Source organism: Bradyrhizobium liaoningense (genome assembly GCF_018130955.1).
Classification (GTDB): domain Bacteria; phylum Pseudomonadota; class Alphaproteobacteria; order Rhizobiales; family Xanthobacteraceae; genus Bradyrhizobium; species Bradyrhizobium liaoningense_C.
Genome location: NZ_JAFCJM010000063.1, coordinates 1 through 19,584, shown reverse-complemented (window position 1 = coordinate 19,584; position 19,584 = coordinate 1). Strand labels below are relative to the sequence as shown.

Sequence of the window (19,584 nt, the reverse complement as noted above, 5' to 3'; positions counted from 1 at the left end):
GGGAGTTTGGCGGGTTGCTGAGCACGCGCACTCACAACCTTCGAGGCGTTGCGATTCAGGCGCGACTCTGAATCAGTGTGATCTCGGCGATGCGAATCGATTGGTTTACCTGGGGGTAATCAATGAGCGGAGAAGCCGGCTGTGTCGTATGTAGCAGGGCAAGAGCGGTCGTAGCGATCGTCCCGATCGCCAGAGGCTATGCCCTGAAAATGTATGAGTGCTCCTGTTGCCATAGCACGCTGCAGCTCGTGACGCGCGACACAAGGGCCGCGCTGATCAAGCAGCATGACGAGACTCTTCTTCCCGTCGAGCAGCAGTTGCGTTCGCCTGGCAGCAGGGTGCGAACGAGCGTTCGCGAACTCGACAAGCAAGCGGTGTGGCCGGGCCTCAGTCGAACGACCGCGCGCTAGAGCACGATCCGCCCTTTAGCGCGCAGGTTGCCGAAGCGCGGCGCGCCTCGAGCCTCAGTTCGACCTTTGCGGCGTGATCGGGCGGCCGTCGATCTTGGGAAGGTCGGCCGCATCTGCGGCGCGGTCCCCACCACCTCCGCCGGCGCGGCGGGCCATCTCGACGGTCAGCCGCTCGGCCGATTCCGACTGCATCAGGCCCATGATGTCGGACATCTTGCGCGGCGCGATCTGGGTCGCGATCTCGATCAGCACCCCCATCTCGAGGCGGTCGAACACCCGCGCGGCATCCTTGGGTTTCATGCTTTCATACATGATGACGAGGCCCTTGAGCCGCTGTGCCTCGGCCGCTTTCTGCTCGGCCGCCGCAGCCGACATGCGCGACTCCGAGGCCTTCATCTCCTCGACCTTGGACTCGATGCGCTTCTCGGCGGCCTTCAACAGGCTCTCGCGAATGTCGACCTCGCGCTGGCGCGATTCGAGCTCCTGCCGGCGCGCCTGCAGGCGCTCGAGGATCGCGCGCTCCGACGGCGAGACCTGCGACTGCGGCTCTTCGATCTTGACCACGGTGCCCTCGGGCTTGCTCTCGGGCGCTGCGGGTTTCGGCGCTTCCTTCGGCGCGCCATGCGTCGAACCGGTGATGTCGAGCTCTTCCCGCCCGGTCGGGAAGTTCAAATTCTCCTCGGCCCAGGACTTCTTGCCGGATGCGCTCGGTTTGTAGTCGAACACGTAGCCGCCATTGACCACGAGCCCCGCGACCTTCAGCGTAGCGAGGCCTGCGACCGCAACCAGAACGACCGGGATGACGCGGATATTACGAAAGGATTTCATGCAGGCACTTTATGCGGCGATGCCGTTCGACCTTCTGCGCTCGGAGAACGCTTCGGCGGCGGCGGCGACCGCCTTGGCGGCGGATGGTTTTGCGACCGGAGCGGCGGCAACCGTTTCCGGATGCGTGACGGGACGCGCCGCCAGCGTGATCTTGGAGAGCCGCCGCACCACATTATCGGCCTCGCCGAGCTGGCGATAGAGCTGCTCCGACATCTGCGTCGCGGCCGAGAGCTGGCTGCCGAGATTTTCGTTGACGTCGCGCACCGCAAGCTTCAGGCCGCCGATCGCGCGCTCGGCGATCTCGGTCGCGGTGATGAGCTCGGCGATGACGGCCTTCAGCGAATGCTCGTCCGCCTTCAGCCGCGTCAGCCGCTTGTTGAGCAGGATGCAGTAGCCGATGGTCAGCATCAAGAGGACAGCCACCAGCATCTCGATCGCCATTCCCAGGGAGTGGTTCATTGGGCCTCCATCATCTTGTTCTGCTCGTCGACCTTCTCGAACATCGCAAGCGTCGTCGAAGGCTTGCGCAAAGGTTTTGTGACCCGGATCGCGACGCGGTCGCCGACCCGTCCCATCCGCCCCTCGGTGAGCATGACGCTGCCGCAGCGCACCGAGACGGTGGCATCGGCCCGCATGTCGAGCGGCAGGGTGTCGCCGACCTTCAGCCGCATCAACTGCTTCAAGGGAATGTCCGCCTCGTAGAGCACGGCGTCGACGGCGATCTCGGCCTGCACGATCTCGGTGGCGAAATGGCCTTCCCAGATCGGGTCGCGGCCGAACTTTTCGCCCATGAACATCTGCAGCAGGACGCCGCGGATCGGTTCGATGGTGGCATAGGGCAGCAGCAATTCGATGTTGCCGCCCCGGTCCTCCATGTCGATGCGCAGGCGCACCAGGATCGCGGCGTTGGCGGGACGGCTGATTGCTGCAAAGCGCGGATTGGTCTCGAGCCGGTCAATGGTGAAGGTCACAGGCGACAGCGGCCGGAACGCCTGCTCGGCGTCTGCCAGCACCACCTCGACCAGGCGCTTGACCAGCTCGGTCTCGATCGTGGTGTAGGGCCGGCCCTCGATGCGGAGCTGGCTCGTGCCGCGGCGACCACCGAGCAGCACGTCGATCATGGAATAGATCAGGTTGGAATCAACCGTCGCCATCCCGAAGTTTTCCCACTCCTCGGCCTTGAACACGGAGAGGACGGCCGGCAGCGGGATCGAGTTCATGTAGTCGCCGAAGCGCACCGAGGTGATGCGGTCGAGCGAGACTTCGACGTTGTCGGAGGTGAAATTGCGCAGCGACGTCGTCAGCAACCGCACCAGGCGGTCGAAGACGATTTCGAGCATCGGCAGACGCTCGTAGGAGACCATCGCCGAATCGATGATCGCGCGGATGCCGGAATGGTCGTCGAGCGTGACGTCGCCGACGGTGAAGCCGAGGAGATTGTCGATCTCCTCCTGCGACAGCACCCGCTCGCCGGAATTCTTGCTGCTGCCGAAGTCGCGGCTGCCGTCTTCGACCATGGCCGCCCATTGCAGGGCCATGGTCTCGGATAATTCGTTTTCGGCAGCAGCCTTCGCGGCCTCCGCGGGATCCTCGGAATCGAGCGAGGCTTCCCATTGCGCGGCTATGGCATCTTGGTCGACTTGATCGTTGCCCGCCATGGCTATCAGCCCATCAGCCCTACTGAACCACGACTTCCTTGAACAGCACCGCGCTGACCTGGATCGGCGCGACCGCGGCGTTGACGCGCTTGGTCAGCTCCTCCTTGAGGCGGAAGATGCCGGCCGAGCCGTTGAGGTCGGAGGGACGCAGCTCCCGCACATAGGTCTGGAAGATGTCGGTGACGCGCGGCATCGTCGGCTTGATCGCCTCGATCTGCTTCTCTTCCTTCAGCTCCAGCACGATCTTGAGCCGCAGATATTGCACCCGCTCGCCCGGCGCGCCGGCGAGGTTGACCATCATGTCGGGAACGTCGACGAAGGCCGGCGGCTTCGGCGGAGGCGCGGCCTCGGCATGGTGCTCGTCATCGCCGTGGCGGAAGAAGAAGAACCAGGTCGCAGCACCGCCGCCGAGCACGGCGAGCACGCCGACCACCATGATGATGAGCTTGAGCTTGTTCTTCGGCGGAGCGGCTTCCGCGCCTTCGGCGGCTGCGCCGCCTTCCGCTTCGTTCTCTGCCATGACCGCCCGGCCCGCTCATTAATATAAAGGGTCTGAGCCCGATGCCTGCTGGCAGCCTGCGATGCGATACAGATGCCCCAGCGCGAACCGCGCTCCTCTCACGCAAACGCTACGGTAATCATGGTTAACAGAACCTTTCGATCGGCCTCCCGCTAGGAAAAATCTGCCGGGCAAACATGGTCAACAGAACCTTTCTGCCCCCTCTCCGCAGCCGCATCAAACAACCAAACATTTGAAAAACAACATTTTTTCGCGTTGGCACGGCTTTCGCTGAGAGAGGGCCGAGACCGGATGGTTTGGGAGAGCCTGAAGGTCTCGTCGACGGGTCGGCCAAGACGCTTGGGAGAGCGGCGCGGCGGGCTTCACTCAGGGGAGATCGACCGATGCAGAACGCGCTTCTGATCGGATTAGCACGGCAGGTCACGCTGGAACGGCAGATGGACACCATCGCCAACAACGTCGCCAATGCCAACACCAACGGCTTCAAGGCCGACCGCTCGCTGTTCGAGGAGTATCTCAACTCCGGCGCGCGCGAGGACAATTTCATCGGCTCCGACCGCCGGGTCTCCTATGTGCAGGACCGCGGCACCTTCCGCGACGTCAGCCAGGGGCCGATGGAGCAGACCAAGAGCCCGCTCGACGTCGCCATCAGCGGCGATGCCTATTTCGCGGTGCAGACCGCCGGCGGCGAGCGCTATACCCGCGACGGCAAGTTCTCGATGAACAATGTCGGCCAGCTCGTGACCTCGGATGGCAATCCCGTGCTCGGCAATGCCGGCCCGATCACCTTCCAGCCGACGGACCACGACATCAACATCGCGCCCGACGGAACCGTGACGGTGCTGGAAGGCTCCGGCAAGGCCGACTCGATCCGGGGCAAGATCCGCCTCGTCGCCTTCGACAACCCGCAGCGGCTGGAAAAGATCGGCTTCAACCTCTACGGCACCGGCAGCGCCACCGCGCAGGCCGACACCAAGTCCACCGTGCAGCAGGGTTTTGTCGAGAAGTCGAACGTCAACTCGGTCGCCGAGATGAGCCGCATGCTCGAGGTGACCCGCGCCTACACCCAGCTTGCCACCCTGCTCCAGCAGCAGAGCGACCTCCACAAATCGGCGATCGAGAAGCTCGCCGACGTTCCAGCGTAACGCCACCAGGGGAGAACTGACATGCAAGCGCTTCACACCGCTGCGACCGGAATGGCGGCACAGGAACTGAACGTTCAGGTGATCTCCAACAACATCGCGAACCTGCGCACCACCGGCTTCAAGAAGCAGACCGCGGCGTTCCAGGACCTGATCTACGAACACGTCCGCCGCGTCGGCGCCCAGTCCTCCGACCAGGGCACGATCCTGCCGGTCGGCGTCGACATCGGCGGCGGCGTCAAGACCGTCGGCACACCGCGCAGCATGACCCAGGGAACGCTGTCGCAGACCGGCAACGATCTCGATCTCGCCGTCTCCGGCGAAGGCTTCTTCAAGATCCTGATGCCTGATGGTTCCTACCAGTACACCCGCGACGGCACCTTCCAGATGGACAACCAGGGCCGCATCGTCACGGCGCAGGGCAATCCGGTGCAGCCGACGATCACGATCCCGAACAACGCCTCGGGCATCACCGTCAACATGCAGGGCCAGGTCTCGGTGACGCTGCCGGGCTCGACCAGCTCGACCATCATCGGCCAGATCGGCGTGACGCGCTTCATCAACAAGGCGGGCCTGCAGCCGGTCGGCAGCAACCAGTTCACCGAGACGCCCTCCTCCGGCGCGCCGCAGGACGGCACCGCCAACTCCGAAGGCTACGGCCACATCACGCAAGGCAGCCTCGAACAGGCCAATGTCGACGTCGTCTCGGAAATGAGCGACCTGATCGCCGCCCAGCGCGCCTACGAGATGAACGCCAAGGTGATCAGCGCCGCCGACCAGATGATGCAGTCCACCACCGCGCTGTTCCGCTGAGCCATGACGATGCTGAAGACAATCGCAACCCTCTCGGCCCTGCTCGCGCTGACGCTGCCCGCGCGCGCGGCCGACGACGTGATCGCGCAACCGACGCTGCGCGCCAGCATCACCGTCACCTCCGACGTCGTCCGCGTCGGCGACCTCGTCGAGAATGCCGGCTCGGCCGCGCTGATCCCGGTCTATCGCTCGCCCGACCTCGGCACCACGGGCGCCCTGCCGGTCGCGCAGGTGATCAACGTGCTGCGCGCCAAGCAGGTGATCGGCGTGATGACCGGCGACATCAAGGAAGTCTCGGTCACCCGGCTTGCCCGCACGCTCGCCAACAAGGATCTGGAGCTTGCGATCGCCTCCGCACTGGAGCGCCGCTTCGGCCTCGGCGAGGCCGCCAACATCACCGTCGCCATCGACCGCGGTCTCTCCGACGTGCGGTTGGACGCTACCAACACCGGTCCGCTGCAGCCGAGCGCCGTCCGCTACGATCCGCGCAGCACCCGCTTCGACCTGACCTTCGAGATCCACAACGACGCCAGCGCCGCACCAACCAAGCTGCGTTTCACGGGAACGGCGGTGGAGACCGTGGAAGTCGCCGTGCTGACGCGCGATATCGACCGCACCGAGATGCTGAAATCCTCCGACGTCACGACCGAGCGCCGCCCGCGCGCGGAGGTCACCGGCGAGGCCGCCTCGCGCGAGCGCGCCGTCGGCATGCAGCTCCGCCGCCCGATGCGCGCAGGCCAGCCGCTCCGCGTCGCCGACATCGCCCGGCCGGACCTGGTGCAGCGCGACCAGAATGTCACCATCATCTACCAGGTGCCCGGTCTCTATCTCACAACGCGCGGCAAGGCCGTCGACAACGGCGCCGAGGGCGACACCGTCAGCGTGCTCAATCTCCAGTCCAAGCGGACGTTGATGGGCGTCGTCACCGGCCGCGGCCAGGTCACGGTCCAGGGCGCGAGCCAGTCCGCACCGATCGCAGCACCCGCCGAGCAGACCTCGTCGCTCCAGCGGGAGCCTTCATCGCTCCAGCGCGAACCCTCGTCGCTCCAGCGTGACGAAAGCCGCCCGCCCGCAGCGCTCGCCAAAACCCAGATCTCGCAAGCTCAAGCCAAGTCAGAGTAAGTCATGTCCCAGTTCGGTTCCGCCGCCCGTCTTCGTCGCATCGTCCTTTCCGGAGCGCTGTTGGCTACCTTTGCCTTCGCGAGCGGATGCTCCTCGATCGACCGTCTGTCGCAGATTGGCGAGCAGCCAAAGCTGTCGGCGATCGATAACCCGACCGCCGCGCCCGGCTACAAGCCGGTGCAGATGCCGATGCCAAAGCCGGAAGTGGCCTCGTACAACCCGAACTCGCTGTGGCGGAACGGCAGCCGCGCCTTCTTCAAGGACCAGCGCGCCCGCCAGGTCGGCGACCTGCTGACGGTAACGGTCAACATCACCGACAAGGCCAATATCGAGAACGACACCTCGCGCAGCCGCACCAACAAGGAAGATTCGGGCATTTCGGACTTCATCGGCGCGAAGACGATCACGCAGGCCAACAAGATCCTGCCCGGCCGTATCCTGACCGCCGATTCCACCTCCTCCAGCGAAGGCAAGGGCAGCGTCGACCGCAAGGAAGCCCTGCAGACCAACGTCGCCGCCGTCGTCACCCAGGTGCTGCCGAACGGCAATTTGGTGGTCGAGGGCAAGCAGGAGATCCGCGTCAACTTCGAGATCCGCGAGCTGATCGTCGCCGGTATCGTCCGCCCCGAGGACATCCAGAGCGACAACACCATCGACTCCACCAAGATCGCCCAGGCCCGTATCGCCTATGGCGGCCGCGGCCAGATCACCGACGTGCAGCAGCCGCGATACGGCCAGCAGGTGATGGACGTGCTGCTGCCCTTCTGAGACTTTCTCCCGAGCTCCCACATCTCGTTGCGAACCTAGGCGCGATGCGATGTTCTACGCGGCCCTCGCTAGCTCCCCTGGCGAGGGCCGCATGAGTTTTCCGCCTGTGCCATTGCGGTCACAGACTTGAACCAAACTGCGAGTCGCGGCCACTGAAGCATGAAGGAATGCGGCCAGGTCCATGAAATTGCACATCAACATGATCGCGAGGCGACTGGTCTTTCTCGCCGCTCTCGTCGCCCTCGCCGCCCTCGCCGCGCCTGCGCGCGCCGAGACTTGCGGCATCGTGCTGCGGCAGGCGGAGGGAATCGCGACGCTCAAGCTCGCTTCGGAGGAGCGGCCGATCCATGTGCAGTTCAAGACCCGCGCGGCCGGCGTCAGGTTGCCCGTCGACCTGATCGAGAAATATCCGGACGAGCTGTCGATCGTCCTGCAACACGAGTTCCACAAGCTCACCGTGACGAACGACGGTTTTGAGGTCGGCGTGTGGTTCAAGCGTCAATACAAATGGCTGGTGGTGCCGTTCGACGCGGTCACGGGTTTCTGGGACATGGACCGGCCGGTGTGCTGGGGCAAGTAAAGCGTTTTCGAGCGAAGTGGATACCGGTTCGCGTCAAGAAAACGCGTCAAAACAAGAATCCAGAGTCCTCAGGTAAACTCCGCCTCGACCGTCCCGATGCCGTCGAGTTCCATTCGCACCTTGTCGCCGGCCTTCAGCCACAGCGTCTTGACCAGGCTCCCCGTCAGCACGAGCTGGCCGGCATGCAGGCCCTTGCCCTCGGCGGCGAGGTGATTGGCGAGCCAAGCCAGCGCATTATGGGGATGGCCGAGCACGTCGGCGCCGGTTCCCTTGCTGACCTCCTCGCCGTTGAGGATGGCGCGGCCGGCGACCGCCTTGAGATCCGGCACCGCCGACCACGCGACCGCAGGTCCGAGCACGCAGCCGGCGGCGAAGAAGTCGTCCGCGATCAGGGTCGGCGCGCCCATCGTCTCCCACTTCACATAGCGGTCGTCGACGATCTCGATGGCGGGAGCGTAGGCATCGACCGCCTCGCCCACCCATTCGGCGGTGAACGGTGCCTCACCGGGGGCGAGGTCGCGCTTCAGCCGGACGGCGATCTCGCATTCGACACCGACGCGGACATAGTCGGAGGCAGCCAATTTTGCGCCGCTGTCATGCACGACCTTCTCGAACACGCCGCCAGCGCAGGGATGGTCGATCTGCATGTAGTCTTGCATGACCTGGCTGGTGCAGCCGATCTTGTAGCCAACCAGCGAGCCGACATGGGGCAGCAGCACGTCATGCAGCGCGCGCTGGATTTTGTACCCCTCGGCTTCATCGCGCGGGGGAACCTCGAGCCGCGCGAGCGGGGCATGGTTGCGGCGCGCCAGCGCGATCGCCTTTGCGGCTGCGAGAATTCTGTCCACCATCGGCGCCGCCTCCCACGCTACACAACTCAGGTCGTACAGTTCAGCACCCCGGCCCCCGCCTGACAAGCGCCCGTGGGTCACCTCACCTCAAGACTTGAATCGATCCCGTTGGCCGGACTCACGAAACCACCCTCAGCTCAAGTGAAGGCTGTTTCTCATCCGAGCTCACGTGAGGATGAAGGAGTTGAGTCTAGCCCGTTGATCGCGATTCAGTTTTCGGGATCGGCGTGTCGGGCTGATGCGCGCGGCCACAATCGGCGCGCCAAAAATAGGCCCCGGCGCGAACATGCGCGCCAAATGCGTCCTTCATAAGGAGCCGCGCGGGTGCGCGACGCCGCTTTATTCGTCGCGATAGACCTTCTCGCGCTTCTCGTGGCGCTCCTGCGCTTCCACGGAAAGCGTTGCGATCGGACGCGCCTCGAGCCGCTTCAACGAGATCGGCTCGCCGGTCTCCTCGCAATAGCCGTAGGTGTTGTCCTCGATGCGCTGCAACGCTGCGTCGATCTTGGCGATCAACTTGCGCTGGCGATCACGGGCACGCAGTTCGATGGCACGGTCGGTTTCGGACGAGGCCCGATCTGCGAGATCGGGGTGGTTGACGTTCTCCTCCTGCAGGGCTTGCAGGGTGAGCTTGGACTCTTTGAGGATCTCATCCTTCCAGGCAAGGAGCTTCAACCGGAAGTACTCCTTCTGCCGGTCGTTCATGAAAGGCTCTTTTTCGGTCGGTCGGTAGTTTTTCAACTTTTCCAAGGGCGGCCTATCTTTCTAAGCAACGACTCGCAACGAACAGGGTCCGTTGAGCCGGGGCTTATATAGCGGCCTCCCGTGACAGACAATATTTCCCTCAATCCGCGGTTACCGCCCCCAAGCCCTTGCACAGGAAGGTTTATCCGCAAGGGCAAGGGGGCGGCAGACAGGCTCAGTAGCCGACCGTGAAACGCGCCCGCGGATGCGCCGGGCGCTCGATCTCGTCGGCGAGTGCGATGGCGTAGTCGGCGAAGGTGATCCAGCTCTTTCCGTTCGCATCTGCGAGAAGCTGATCGGTCCCGAGACGGAACTTTCCGGTCCGCTCGCCTTCGACAAACAGGGCGGACGGCGAGATAAAGGTCCAGTTCAGGTCCTTTTCCTGCCGCAGCAGGTCAAGGAACGCCGAGCCCTTCTCCGCCTCGGCCTTGTACTGTGCGGGAAAACCGGGGGTTGTGACCAGTTTCACGCCCGGGGCGACCTCGAGGCTGCCGGCACCGCCGACCACGAGGTAACGGCCGACCTTCGAGTCCCTGGCCGCGGCGATCAGCTTGTGGGGATCGCTGGCAAGGAAATGGATGGAACTGACGGCGACATCGTGCCCGGCCCAGAGTTTCGTCAGGCCGGCCTGGTCGAGCACGTCCCCCTTCACCGCCGTGACATCAGCCAACTGGGCGATCTTCTCGGGGTTGCGGGCGATGGCCGTGACGGTGTGGCCGCGGCGGGACAGTTCCTTGGTGATCTCCGAACCGGCCCGACCCGAGGCACCGGCGACTGCGATTTTCATGGAAGGCTCCTTGCTCCTATAGTATCGAATAGAGACTAGATATCGCAAAGAATGCTGGTGTTAAGAGAGCACTTTGTGCTTACCTGATTACACCCGAGTAACCGGAACGCCTTGCGAGGAACAAACGACATGAAACCGGACGTCTATGCTGCGAACTGTCCCACGCGTCAGATTCTCGATCGCGTCGGCGACAAATGGGCGGTGCTGATCCTCCTGCTGCTGCGCGAGGAGCCGATGCGTTTCAATCAGTTGCGCCGAACGATTGAAGGCATTTCGCAGAAGATGTTGAGCCAGGTTCTCAAGTCACTTGAACGCGACGGGCTGATCAAGCGCCGAGCCATCGCAACCGTGCCCGTCACGGTGGAGTATTCGATCACGCAGCTCGGGGTGACGCTCGCCGCCGCCGTCGATCCCTTGCGCGATTGGGCCGAGCAGAATCTGAAGGACGTGCTCGCCGCCCAGCGCCGCTACGATGCGCAGCAGAAGCAGGAAGCGGCGTGAGGACACAAGCAAGGTAGCAGACCCGACATCCTGAGGTGCCAGCTGCGCGGTGCGAAGCATCGCACGGCGAGCCTCGAAGGATGAAGGGCCGCCGTCGGGCCACCGCCCTTCGAGGCTCGCCGAAGAGAGGGCACCTCCAGCGACAATGGCTTCGCCATTGCGCGGGGGTGACGGGTTAGGAATTGAGGATGATGATAGGAGTCAGGCCTGCCCGGCCTTGGCGAGCTCGACTTCGACGCGCAGCTCGATCTCGGACAGCACTGCATCCAGGCCCGGATCGCCGGAGGACGACTTCAGGTTCGCCGCCGCATCGCGCAGCCGCATCACCGTCGACGAGTCGAGATTGCCGGAGAGCAGTCCGAGCTTGAGATCGTCGAGCACGTCGAGCGCGGTGCGGCCGCGGGCGACCGAACGCTTGCGGCGCTCGACCGGATCCTCCTCGATGCCTTGCAAGGCCAGCAGCGCATCGATGTTGGCGGCCGCCTTCGGCGCGGTCGCGGCGCGGGTCTCCTGCGTCGAGGAGGTATCGGGCAGCACGAAGGTGCTGGAGCCCGTCCGTTTGGCCTGGCCAGCGGGCGTTCCAAGCGTCGTGCCGTTCGGTCCGTAGATGCGCATCAGTGGAATCCGAGGTGATCGATCGAGCGGCAGCTTCGCCGCATTATGGTTAATGACTCGTAAACAGCCCGGCAAAATCTGCCGACAGACCGGCAGTTTCGCTCTCCAGGGCGAACGACCTCTGGAGCCGTTCGGAAGAAATTTATTCAATCTCCTCAAGCGCCTAATCGTTTCACGTCGTTCTGGCACAGCGCTCGCATAGAGCTTGGCGGACCGCACCGTCATGGGAGTGTCGAGAGGTCCGAGCATTGAAGGGCCTCGGGGAGCAGAGGATGTCGGGCGTTCGTTGGGCAAGGTTTTTTGGAGTGGCTTGCGCCGCGCTGTCAGCGCTGGCGTTCACGGTCACATCCGCTGGCGCGACCTCGCGCATCAAGGACCTCGCCAACATCGAAGGCGTGCGACAGAACCAGCTCATCGGCTATGGCCTCGTCGTCGGCCTCAACGGCACCGGCGACACGCTCAACAACATCCCCTTCACCAAGCAGTCGCTGCAGGCGATGCTGGAACGCATGGGCGTCAACATCCGCGGCGCCACCATCCGCACCGGCAACGTCGCCGCCGTCATGGTGACGGGCAACCTGCCCGCCTTCGCCACGCAAGGCACAAGGATGGACGTCACGGTGTCGGCGCTCGGCGACGCCAAGAACCTCCAGGGCGGCACCCTGCTCGTCACCCCGCTGCTCGGCGCCGACGGCAACGTCTATGCGGTGGCCCAGGGCTCGCTCGCGATCTCCGGCTTCCAGGCCGAGGGCGAAGCCGCCAAGATTGTGCGCGGCGTGCCCACGGTCGGACGTATCGCCAACGGCGCCATCATCGAGCGCGAGATCGAGTTCGCGCTGAACCGGCTGCCGAACGTCCGCCTGGCCTTGCGCAACGCCGACTTCACCACCGCCAAGCGCATCGCGGCGGCCATCAATGACTATCTCGGCGTCAAGACCGCCGAGCCGCTCGACCCCTCGACGGTGCAGCTCTCGATCCCGCCGGAGTTCAAGGGCAATGTCGTCGCCTTCCTCACCGAGATCGAGCAGCTCCAGGTCGATCCCGACCTCGCCGCCAAGATCGTCATCGACGAACGCTCCGGCATCATCGTGATGGGCCGCGACGTCCGCGTCGCCACCGTTGCGGTGGCGCAAGGCAATCTCACCGTCACGATCTCGGAGAGCCCGCAGGTCAGCCAGCCCAACCCGCTGTCGCGCGGCCGCACCGTAGTCGCGCCGCGCACCGGCGTCAGCGTCACCGAGGACGGCAAGAAGTTCGCGGTGGTCAAGGACGGCGTCTCGCTGCAGCAGCTCGTCGACGGCCTCAACGGGCTCGGCATCGGCCCGCGCGACCTCATCAGCATCTTGCAGGCCATCAAGGCCGCCGGCGCGATCGAAGCCGACATCGAGGTGATGTGATGACGACGGGCATGATCAATTCCACCGCCCTCGCCTCCTCGGCGTTCTCCGTGCAGAGCCGCAATGGCCGGCCGGATTTCGAGCTCGCAGACGCGCTGACGAAGGTCTCGCCGCAGCAGCAGGCCCGCGCCCAGAAGACCGCGACTGACTTCGAGGGCATGTTCCTCAACGCGATGTTCTCGCAGATGACGTCGAGCGTGAAGGGCGAAGGCCCGTTCGGTAGCACGACCGGCACCGGCGTGTGGCGCTCGATGCTGACCGAGCAGTACTCCAAGAATTTCGCCAGCGCCGGCGGCGTCGGCATCGCCAGTGACGTCTATCGCACCCTCATCCTCCAGCAGGCCAAAGCCTCGCCGAGCATCGCCCGCTCGGCGTAAGGACCGACCGACATGAACCACTTCACCACGTCACGTCCGCCGATGCCCGCCCAACGTCAGGCCGCCGCGCCCGGCAGCACTGAGGCCCACAGGCTGGCCAAGGAGCTGATGGACGCGATGAATGCCCTGCTCGGCCTGGTCGAGCGCGAGACCGAGCTGGTGCGCGCCGGCAGGCTGCGCGAGGCGATGGCGTTCGAAACCCAGAAGCAGGAGCTGTCGCGCCGCTATGTCGGGGCGGTCGGGCAGCTGAAGGCGAACCAGGCCCAGCTCGCGAAGTCCGCGCCGGAGCTGCTCTCCACGCTGCACCGCCACCACGACGCCTTTCGCGCCATGCTCCAGGTCAACCTTACGGTGCTCGCGACGGCCCACGCAGTGTCCGAGAGCGTCGTGCGCGGCGTCAACGCCGAGATCCAGAAGCGCAACGTGCCCAACACCTACACCGCCGCCGGGCGTCGCGCCGCACCGGGCCCGCGTCACATCACGCCGCTCGCCGTCAGCCGCTCGCTCTGAGCCGACAGACTTTAATAAAAGTCGCGCCCCGAATCAGACGCCCCGTTAGCCATAATTCCTAACCAGACCTTTAAGACTGCCGTTCCATAGTTGCGGCCAGTGATGGGTTGGGATTTGACTCGCGAGGCACCAGGAGGGCGCCATGAGTACAGATTTCAGCATACGGCCGGTGGGGATCCCGGCCCCCGTGCAGATCGCACCGACGCCCGGTCCGGCGGCGAACGAGGCTGTGCAAACCGACTTGCCCGCGAGCCAAACGGTGAGCGCGAGCGAGGCTGGCGCCGGCGCGCGCAATGATCTTCAGCACAATGAGAATATTTCCCGGCAGGTCGTGTTCGACCAGGCGGCAGCGTCGTTCGTCTTCCAGGTCGTCAACGACAAGACCGACGCGGTGGTGAACCAGTTTCCCGATGAAGCCATGTTGCGGCGACGCGCTTATTTCCACGCACTGGATCTGAGCAAGTCGGAGCCTTCCCGGCCGGTCAACACCGACGTGAGCGCTTAGGCTTAGTGCACTAGATCAGCTATCCTGCGTCGCGTAGGCCGTATCCAGATAGGTCGAGCCTGTCGCCGGATCGGTCACGACATTCTTGATGACCGCCTGCCCGTCCTTGCTCAGCGTGAACTTCGTATCGCCAAAGCGGAACGAGGAATCCTTGATCAAGACCTGCTGATACTGCGAGGTGCCCTCGCTCTGGTACTTGATCTGGGCACGAAAGCCACTGACGTTCGTGATGCTCAGCGTGAACGACTTTCCGTTGGCGTACTTGCCGCTCCAGGTCCCCTGATATTTCGCCGGATCGACGGCGGTGTACTTGCCGCTACCGGGCGCGGACGACAGAGCACTCGAGCGATACGACTTCGAGAGGATGCTCATGATGTCGGCCACGGCAAGCCTCCGATTACGGCCGCCCGGAGAGACCGGCCGCGATGTTGCGGTTGATCTCGATCAGGGGACGGAAGTGGTCGAACTGCGGGCTCATTTGCAGCGCTGCCGTCTGACTCAAAACGAACACGCTGATGTTGGCGATCTTCTGCCGGACGTCGAGCGGCTGCGGATTGTTGTCGCGCATGGCTTCGCTCAGGAAGATGGTCCAGAGCTTGCGGTTGAACATCAGGGCCTGCATCGTCTGCTCGCTGAGCGGATCAGCATTGTTGACTGCATCCTGCAGCTTGTTGGCGGCCTTGAGCAGCGTCTGCGCCTCGATGTCTCGAGGAGATGCAGTGGTCGTGGCAACACGCGCGTAGGCCGAAGCAGCAGAATTCGACATTCGTCACCCTGGAGGTTTCCTCGCCCAGTACACAGGCTTAAGGATTTCTTTCCCAACCCTAGGCAGCACCGCTTAAGATTTGCTTACGTGACACGGTGGAAGCCCTCCGGAGAATTACGGGTCGCGGATGCTTCCACTTCTCGAAACTAGATTCGCTCGCGCAGGCTGTAAACGGTGATGCTCGTTACGTGAAGATTTGAGCTAATCGACTCTTGACGATTTCACTCAAACAAACGGCGGAGCATTGGCCCCGCCGCGACGATATGAACGACGGCTCTCAGCCTTCCGATTAGCGGAGCAACTGCAGCACGCTCTGCTGCGACTGGTTGGCCAGCGACAGCGCGGAGACGGCGATTGACTGGCGGGTCGACAGCGCCTGGCTGTTCGCCGCTTCCTCGTTGGTATCGGCGAGCGTCAGGTTCGACGAACCGGTCTGCAGCACGTTGATCAGGTTCTTCGAGAAGTCCTGGCGCACCTGCACGATCGAGAGGTTCGAGCCGAGCGCCGAACCTTCCGACCGCAGCGTGCTCGACGCCGCGTTGAGGCTCGCGAGCACCTTGTTCGTCGCGCCGTTGTCGATGAAGTCGACGCCGCTGACGAGGTCGCTCAGGCCGAGGCCGGCGGCGTTGAACACTACGCCGTTGATGCTCAGCGTGGAGCTGCCGGTTTCATTGAAGACGAGCTTCAGCGTATCACCGTTGAGCAGGTTGACACCGTTGAAGGAAGAATCCTGCGACGTCGTGTCGATCTGCGCCAGGATGTTGTTGAACTGGTTGACCAGGCCCGCGCGCGCGGTCTGCGCCACCGGATCCTCGATCGGCGGCTGCGCCGTCGTGAAGGCAAGCACGCCGGTGATCGTGCCGCCGATCGCGCCGCCGGCGGTCGTAGAGCCGAGTGTCGAGGAAGCATATTCGTTCACAGTGGTGACCGTGAGCACGCCATTAGCGTCGATTGTCGCGGTCAGGTGGTTCGCCTGCAGCGCGACGTTGAGCTGGTTCAGCGTCTTTACGGTGCCGTTGGTGCCGTCACCAAAAGTGACGTTCACCGGAGTGCCGCCGTTGAAGGATGTGAAGGTCAAGGTCTTGCCGGCGATTCCGCCGATACCGGAGGTGCGGGCCGCCGTGAAGGCGGTCGCGGTACCGGTGTTGCCGGCGAGGCCGAACACGTTCAGCGCATTGCCGGTGCCGGTGATCGACAGGTCGGCATTGATACCGGTCGAGATCTTGAGCTGGCCGGAAGAGTTGATCGTCGAGTTGGCCTGGCCGGACACAGTCGACAGCGTCGCAATGCCGTTGGCGGCAATGCTTGCGGTCTGAACTCCGGTGGCAAGGTCCATCGCGTTCAGAACGTCGGCGACGGTGCCGGCCTGGAGATAGACCGTCGAGTTGCCGTTGCCGTCGGTGATGACGTTGCCGCTCTTGCCGTAGCCGGTCGGAATCGCCGGAGCGCCCGCCGAGCCCGGCACCGGCGCATTCTTGAAGGTGATGATGTGGCCGTCGACATTCAGCGTCGAACCATCCTGCACCAGTTGGCCGAGCGTGGTGGAGCTGGTGGTGCGATTCACGCTGATCGACGCATTGCCGCCGCCAGTCGCCGAGCTGAGACCGAGAGCCTTCAGGAGGTCGGCCTTGCCGGTGACGCTGAGGTCGGCGCCGGTCGAGCTGCGCACCGTGACCTTGCTCGCAGACGTGACGCCGACGTCGGAGGCCGTTTCACCGGCACTGGTGCTGATCGTCGCGGCACCGGCGCTGATCACGGCAACCTTCACGCCGCTGGCGATATCGATCGCGGTCGCGAGGTCGCCAACGGTGCCGGTCGGTGTCGCGGTGGTGCCGAGGTAGACCGTCGAATTGCCGTTGCCGTCGGTGACGATGTTGCCGCTGACGCCGGAGCCGTTCGTGACCGTCGAGGTCGTCGGGGCACTGCCGGCACGGAAGGTGATGGTGTGGCCGTTGACGGTCAGCGTGTCGCCGTCGGCGGGCTGGGCGTTGCCCACGAGACCGGTCGCGGTCGCAGCACCGTTCGCGATCAGGGTGATGCCGGCGGTGATCGCCGTCGAGCCGTCACCGGCGGTTGCCGCAGCGCCGGTGGTCACACCCTGCGGTGCGCCGAGCGTCGCCGCCGAGGTCGCCGCGGTGGTGCCGCCTGCCGCACCAGTGTAGAGGACGTTGCTGCTGGCCGTCGCGCTCGCATAGCTGGTTGTGCCGCGCAGATCGGCCGGTGTCGCGCCGGGGATCGTGGTCGAGACGTTCGACTTGGTGGAGTAGCCGACGGTCGTCTGAAGCGCCTGGTTGGCGATCGATTTCGCGCTGTCGATCAGTTTTTGCAGCGAGGTGATGCCGGTGTTCGCCGCCTGAAGCACCTGCACACCGTTGTTGATGCCGTCGAGCAGGTTACTGATGTCGCTCGCCCGGTTGTCCAACCCCTGTGCGGTGAAGAAGTTGGTGGGATTGTCGAGCGCCGTGTTCACCTTCTTGCCGGTGGCCAGGCGCTCCTGCGTCGTGGCCAGCAGGTCGGCCGTCGACTGCAGCGACAACAGGTTCTGGCGAACCGACGCCGAGAGAACGATGTTGGACATTGGCGGGTCTTCCTCTTGAAGCGCGATACCGGGTACGAATCGTGGCTCGCCGATCTGGAAAGCGGGCTTTTGTCCAGTTGTAGGGTCTGTCCTTTAAAGTATGGTTAACGACGGCTTAAGCAGTACGGTTAGCGGCCGGTTAATGCCAAAACGCCCTCCCAGATGCCAAAAAAGAGCGGCGGGGCAAGAGCCCCGTCGCTCAATTTATTCTGTAATTTCAGATGCTTATTAGCGGAGCAGCTGCAGCACGCTCTGCTGCGACTGGTTGGCCAGCGACAGCGCGGAGACCGCGATCGACTGACGGGTCGACAGCGCCTGGCTGTTCGCCGCCTCGACGTTGGTGTCGGCCAGCGTCAGGTTGGACGAACCGGTCTGCAGCACGTTGATCAGGTTCTTGTTGAAGTCCTGACGCACCTGCACCACCGAGAGGTTCGAACCCAGGCTCGACGCTTCCGAACGCAGCGTGCTGGACGCGGTATTCAGCTTGGACAGCACCTTGTTGGTCGCCGAGTTGTCGATGAAGTCGACACCGCCGGTCAACGCGGCGAGGCCCAGACCCTTCGAGTTGTAGGTCACGCCGGTGATGTTGAGGCTCGACTTGGCGGTCTCGTCGAACACCAGCTTGAGCTGGTCGCCGTTCAACAGGTTGACACCGTTGAACGAGGAGTCCTGCGAGGTCGTGTCGATCTGCTGCAGGATGTTGTTGTACTGGTTGACCAGGTTTGCCCGGGTCGTCTGTGCAACGGTATCCGCAACCGGCGTGGACGCCGTCGAGAAGGTGAGCGCGGTGGTGAGCGTACCACCGATCACACCGCCCGCAGCCGCCGAGCCGATCGTCGAAGACGCGTAGTCGTTGGTCGTCGAGATCGTCAGCAGGCCGTTGGCGTCGATCGTCGCAGTCAGGTTGTTGGCCTGGAGCGACGAGTTGAGCTGGTCGAGCGTCTTGACCGTGCCGTTGGTGCCGTCGCCGAAGGTGACGTTGACCGCCGTACCGCCGCTGAAGGAGGTGAAGGTCAAGGTCTTGCCGGAGATGCCGCCGATACCGGAGGTACGCGCCGCGGTGAAGGCGGTCGCCGTGCCGGTGTTGCCGGCGAAGCCCAGAACGTTCAGGGCATTGCCCGTGCCCGTGATCGACAGGTCGGCATTGACGCCGGTCGAGATCTTGAGCTGACCAGAGGCATTGATCGACGAGTTGGTCTGGCCCGAGGCGGTCGACAGCGTCGCAGTGCCGTTGGCGGCGATGCTCGCCGACTGGACACCGGTGGCAAGGTCGATCGCGTTCAGAACGTCAGCAATCGTTCCGGCCTGCAGATAGACCGTCGAGTTGCCGGCGCCGTCGGTGATGACGTTGCCGCTCTTGCCGGAGCCGGTCGGGATCGCAGGAGCACCCGCAGAGCCCGGAACCGGGGCGTTCTTGAAGGTGATGACGTGACCGTCGACGTTCAGCGTCGATCCGTCCTGGATCAACTGACCGAGCGAAGCAGCACTCGTGGTGCGAGCCACGTTCACGGTGGCGTTGCCGCCGCCGACGGCCGAACTGAGACCGAGGGCCTTGAGCAGGTCCGCCTTGCCGGTGACGCTGAGGTCGGCACCGGTGGAGCTGCGCAGCGTGACCTTGCCGGCCGAGGTAACACCGACGTCGGAGGCCGTCTCACCAGCGCTCGTGCTGATGGTCGCAGCACCGGCGCTGTTCACGGCAACCTTGACGCCGCTGGCGAGGTCGATCGCGGTGGCGAGGTCACCGGCGGTCGCCGCCGGCGCAGCCGTGGTGCCGAGATAGACGGTCGAGTTGCCGCTGCCGTCGGTCACGATGTTGCCCGACACGCCCGAGCCGCTGGCAACAGCGGTGGAGGCCGGAGCAGCACCGGCGCGGAAGGTGATCGTGTGGCCGTTGACGGTCAACGTGTCGCCATCGGCGGGCTGGGCGTTGCCGACCAGACCCGTGGCAGTCGCAGCACCGTTGGCGATCAGGGTGATGGCGGCGGTCAGAGCCGTCGAACCGTCACCGGCCGTCGCGGCCGCGCCGGTATCGACGCCCTGGGTCGCGCCCAGCGTGATCGCCGAGGTCGCGGCATGGGTGCCGCCCGCGGTGCCGTCATACAGCACGTTGCT

General features: G+C 64.3%; 22 protein-coding genes. 10 read left to right on the top strand and 12 right to left on the bottom strand.

Features of this window, described 5'->3' with window-relative positions:
* Positions 1-464: 464 nt before the first annotated feature.
* Genes JQ632_RS32280 through fliL form a run of 4 tightly spaced genes read right to left on the bottom strand, consistent with a single transcriptional unit; the run spans position 465 to position 3,416 of the window.
* Positions 465-1,238 carry a MotE family protein gene (locus tag JQ632_RS32280; RefSeq protein WP_212406694.1) on the bottom strand — a complete coding sequence of 258 codons (774 nt, stop codon included), beginning with the start codon at positions 1,236-1,238 and terminating at the stop codon, positions 465-467.
* Between the two features lie 9 nt (positions 1,239-1,247).
* On the bottom strand, positions 1,248-1,697 hold the full coding sequence (locus tag JQ632_RS32275; RefSeq protein WP_212406693.1) for a DUF6468 domain-containing protein: 450 nt from the start codon (positions 1,695-1,697) through the stop codon (positions 1,248-1,250).
* On the bottom strand, positions 1,694-2,896 hold the full coding sequence (gene fliM, locus JQ632_RS32270) for a flagellar motor switch protein FliM (protein WP_212406692.1): 1,203 nt from the start codon (positions 2,894-2,896) through the stop codon (positions 1,694-1,696). The genes JQ632_RS32275 and fliM overlap by 4 nt, the downstream gene beginning before the upstream one ends.
* Before the next feature lie 19 nt (positions 2,897-2,915).
* Entirely contained in the window at positions 2,916-3,416 is a 501-nt protein-coding gene (gene fliL, locus JQ632_RS32265) for a flagellar basal body-associated protein FliL (protein ID WP_212406691.1), read from the bottom strand.
* A 383-nt stretch (positions 3,417-3,799) separates the two neighbouring features.
* Here fliL and flgF point away from each other — a divergent pair, with 383 nt between their 5' ends.
* The 5 genes from flgF (at position 3,800) to JQ632_RS32240 (ending at position 7,841) form a co-directional block, all read left to right on the top strand.
* Positions 3,800-4,561: a flagellar basal-body rod protein FlgF gene (gene flgF, locus JQ632_RS32260; protein WP_212406690.1), complete on the top strand. Its 762-nt coding sequence runs from the start codon at positions 3,800-3,802 to the stop codon at positions 4,559-4,561.
* A 21-nt stretch (positions 4,562-4,582) separates the two neighbouring features.
* The gene (flgG, locus tag JQ632_RS32255) at positions 4,583-5,371 is read left to right on the top strand and encodes a flagellar basal-body rod protein FlgG (protein WP_212406689.1); all 789 of its coding nucleotides are present in this window, start codon (positions 4,583-4,585) and stop codon (positions 5,369-5,371) included.
* Positions 5,372-5,374: 3 nt separating this feature from the next.
* Complete coding sequence (gene flgA / locus JQ632_RS32250; RefSeq protein WP_409363523.1) at positions 5,375-6,493, top strand: flagellar basal body P-ring formation chaperone FlgA; 1,119 nt, start codon at positions 5,375-5,377, stop codon at positions 6,491-6,493.
* A gap of 3 nt (positions 6,494-6,496) precedes the next feature.
* Positions 6,497-7,261, top strand: coding sequence for a flagellar basal body L-ring protein FlgH (gene flgH, locus JQ632_RS32245; RefSeq protein ID WP_212406687.1), 765 nt, complete (start codon positions 6,497-6,499; stop codon positions 7,259-7,261).
* Between the two features lie 181 nt (positions 7,262-7,442).
* The gene (locus JQ632_RS32240; protein WP_212406686.1) at positions 7,443-7,841 is read left to right on the top strand and encodes a ClpXP protease specificity-enhancing factor SspB; all 399 of its coding nucleotides are present in this window, start codon (positions 7,443-7,445) and stop codon (positions 7,839-7,841) included.
* Positions 7,842-7,909: 68 nt separating this feature from the next.
* On the opposite strand, the gene JQ632_RS32235 is transcribed toward JQ632_RS32240, so the two are convergent.
* From JQ632_RS32235 to JQ632_RS32225, 3 genes are all read right to left on the bottom strand, one after another.
* Complete coding sequence (locus JQ632_RS32235; RefSeq protein ID WP_212406708.1) at positions 7,910-8,689, bottom strand: 2-keto-4-pentenoate hydratase; 780 nt, start codon at positions 8,687-8,689, stop codon at positions 7,910-7,912.
* A gap of 342 nt (positions 8,690-9,031) precedes the next feature.
* The gene (gene dksA / locus JQ632_RS32230) at positions 9,032-9,397 is read right to left on the bottom strand and encodes an RNA polymerase-binding protein DksA (protein ID WP_085966600.1); all 366 of its coding nucleotides are present in this window, start codon (positions 9,395-9,397) and stop codon (positions 9,032-9,034) included.
* A gap of 214 nt (positions 9,398-9,611) precedes the next feature.
* Positions 9,612-10,223 (bottom strand): NAD(P)-dependent oxidoreductase, encoded by a 612-nt coding sequence (locus JQ632_RS32225; protein ID WP_212406685.1) that lies wholly within the window; start codon positions 10,221-10,223, stop codon positions 9,612-9,614.
* Between the two features lie 129 nt (positions 10,224-10,352).
* On the opposite strand from JQ632_RS32225, the gene JQ632_RS32220 reads away from it, so the two are divergent.
* A complete protein-coding gene (locus tag JQ632_RS32220) occupies positions 10,353-10,724 on the top strand; it encodes a helix-turn-helix domain-containing protein (protein WP_212406684.1) in 372 nt (123 codons plus the stop codon).
* Between the two features lie 201 nt (positions 10,725-10,925).
* On the opposite strand, the gene JQ632_RS32215 is transcribed toward JQ632_RS32220, so the two are convergent.
* Positions 10,926-11,339: a flagellar assembly protein FliX gene (locus JQ632_RS32215; RefSeq protein WP_212406683.1), complete on the bottom strand. Its 414-nt coding sequence runs from the start codon at positions 11,337-11,339 to the stop codon at positions 10,926-10,928.
* Positions 11,340-11,611: 272 nt separating this feature from the next.
* Here JQ632_RS32215 and JQ632_RS32210 point away from each other — a divergent pair, with 272 nt between their 5' ends.
* From JQ632_RS32210 to JQ632_RS32195, 4 genes are all read left to right on the top strand, one after another.
* The gene (locus tag JQ632_RS32210; RefSeq protein ID WP_212406682.1) at positions 11,612-12,736 is read left to right on the top strand and encodes a flagellar basal body P-ring protein FlgI; all 1,125 of its coding nucleotides are present in this window, start codon (positions 11,612-11,614) and stop codon (positions 12,734-12,736) included.
* Positions 12,736-13,113: a flagellar assembly peptidoglycan hydrolase FlgJ gene (flgJ, locus tag JQ632_RS32205; RefSeq protein ID WP_212406681.1), complete on the top strand. Its 378-nt coding sequence runs from the start codon at positions 12,736-12,738 to the stop codon at positions 13,111-13,113. The genes JQ632_RS32210 and flgJ overlap by 1 nt, the downstream gene beginning before the upstream one ends.
* A 12-nt stretch (positions 13,114-13,125) precedes the next feature.
* A complete protein-coding gene (locus JQ632_RS32200; RefSeq protein ID WP_212406680.1) occupies positions 13,126-13,623 on the top strand; it encodes a hypothetical protein in 498 nt (165 codons plus the stop codon).
* A gap of 142 nt (positions 13,624-13,765) precedes the next feature.
* The gene (locus JQ632_RS32195) at positions 13,766-14,128 is read left to right on the top strand and encodes a hypothetical protein (RefSeq protein WP_212406679.1); all 363 of its coding nucleotides are present in this window, start codon (positions 13,766-13,768) and stop codon (positions 14,126-14,128) included.
* A gap of 15 nt (positions 14,129-14,143) precedes the next feature.
* Here the strand turns inward: JQ632_RS32195 and JQ632_RS32190 are convergent, their stop codons facing one another.
* The 4 genes from JQ632_RS32190 to JQ632_RS32175 form a co-directional block, all read right to left on the bottom strand.
* A complete protein-coding gene (locus JQ632_RS32190; protein ID WP_212406678.1) occupies positions 14,144-14,512 on the bottom strand; it encodes a hypothetical protein in 369 nt (122 codons plus the stop codon).
* A gap of 13 nt (positions 14,513-14,525) precedes the next feature.
* The gene (flaF, locus tag JQ632_RS32185) at positions 14,526-14,894 is read right to left on the bottom strand and encodes a flagellar biosynthesis regulator FlaF (protein ID WP_212406677.1); all 369 of its coding nucleotides are present in this window, start codon (positions 14,892-14,894) and stop codon (positions 14,526-14,528) included.
* A gap of 289 nt (positions 14,895-15,183) precedes the next feature.
* Positions 15,184-17,472 carry a DUF1522 domain-containing protein gene (locus JQ632_RS32180; protein ID WP_212406676.1) on the bottom strand — a complete coding sequence of 763 codons (2,289 nt, stop codon included), beginning with the start codon at positions 17,470-17,472 and terminating at the stop codon, positions 15,184-15,186.
* A gap of 228 nt (positions 17,473-17,700) precedes the next feature.
* A partial coding sequence (locus JQ632_RS32175) for a DUF1522 domain-containing protein (protein ID WP_212406675.1) occupies positions 17,701-19,584 on the bottom strand: 1,884 nt, incomplete at its 5' end.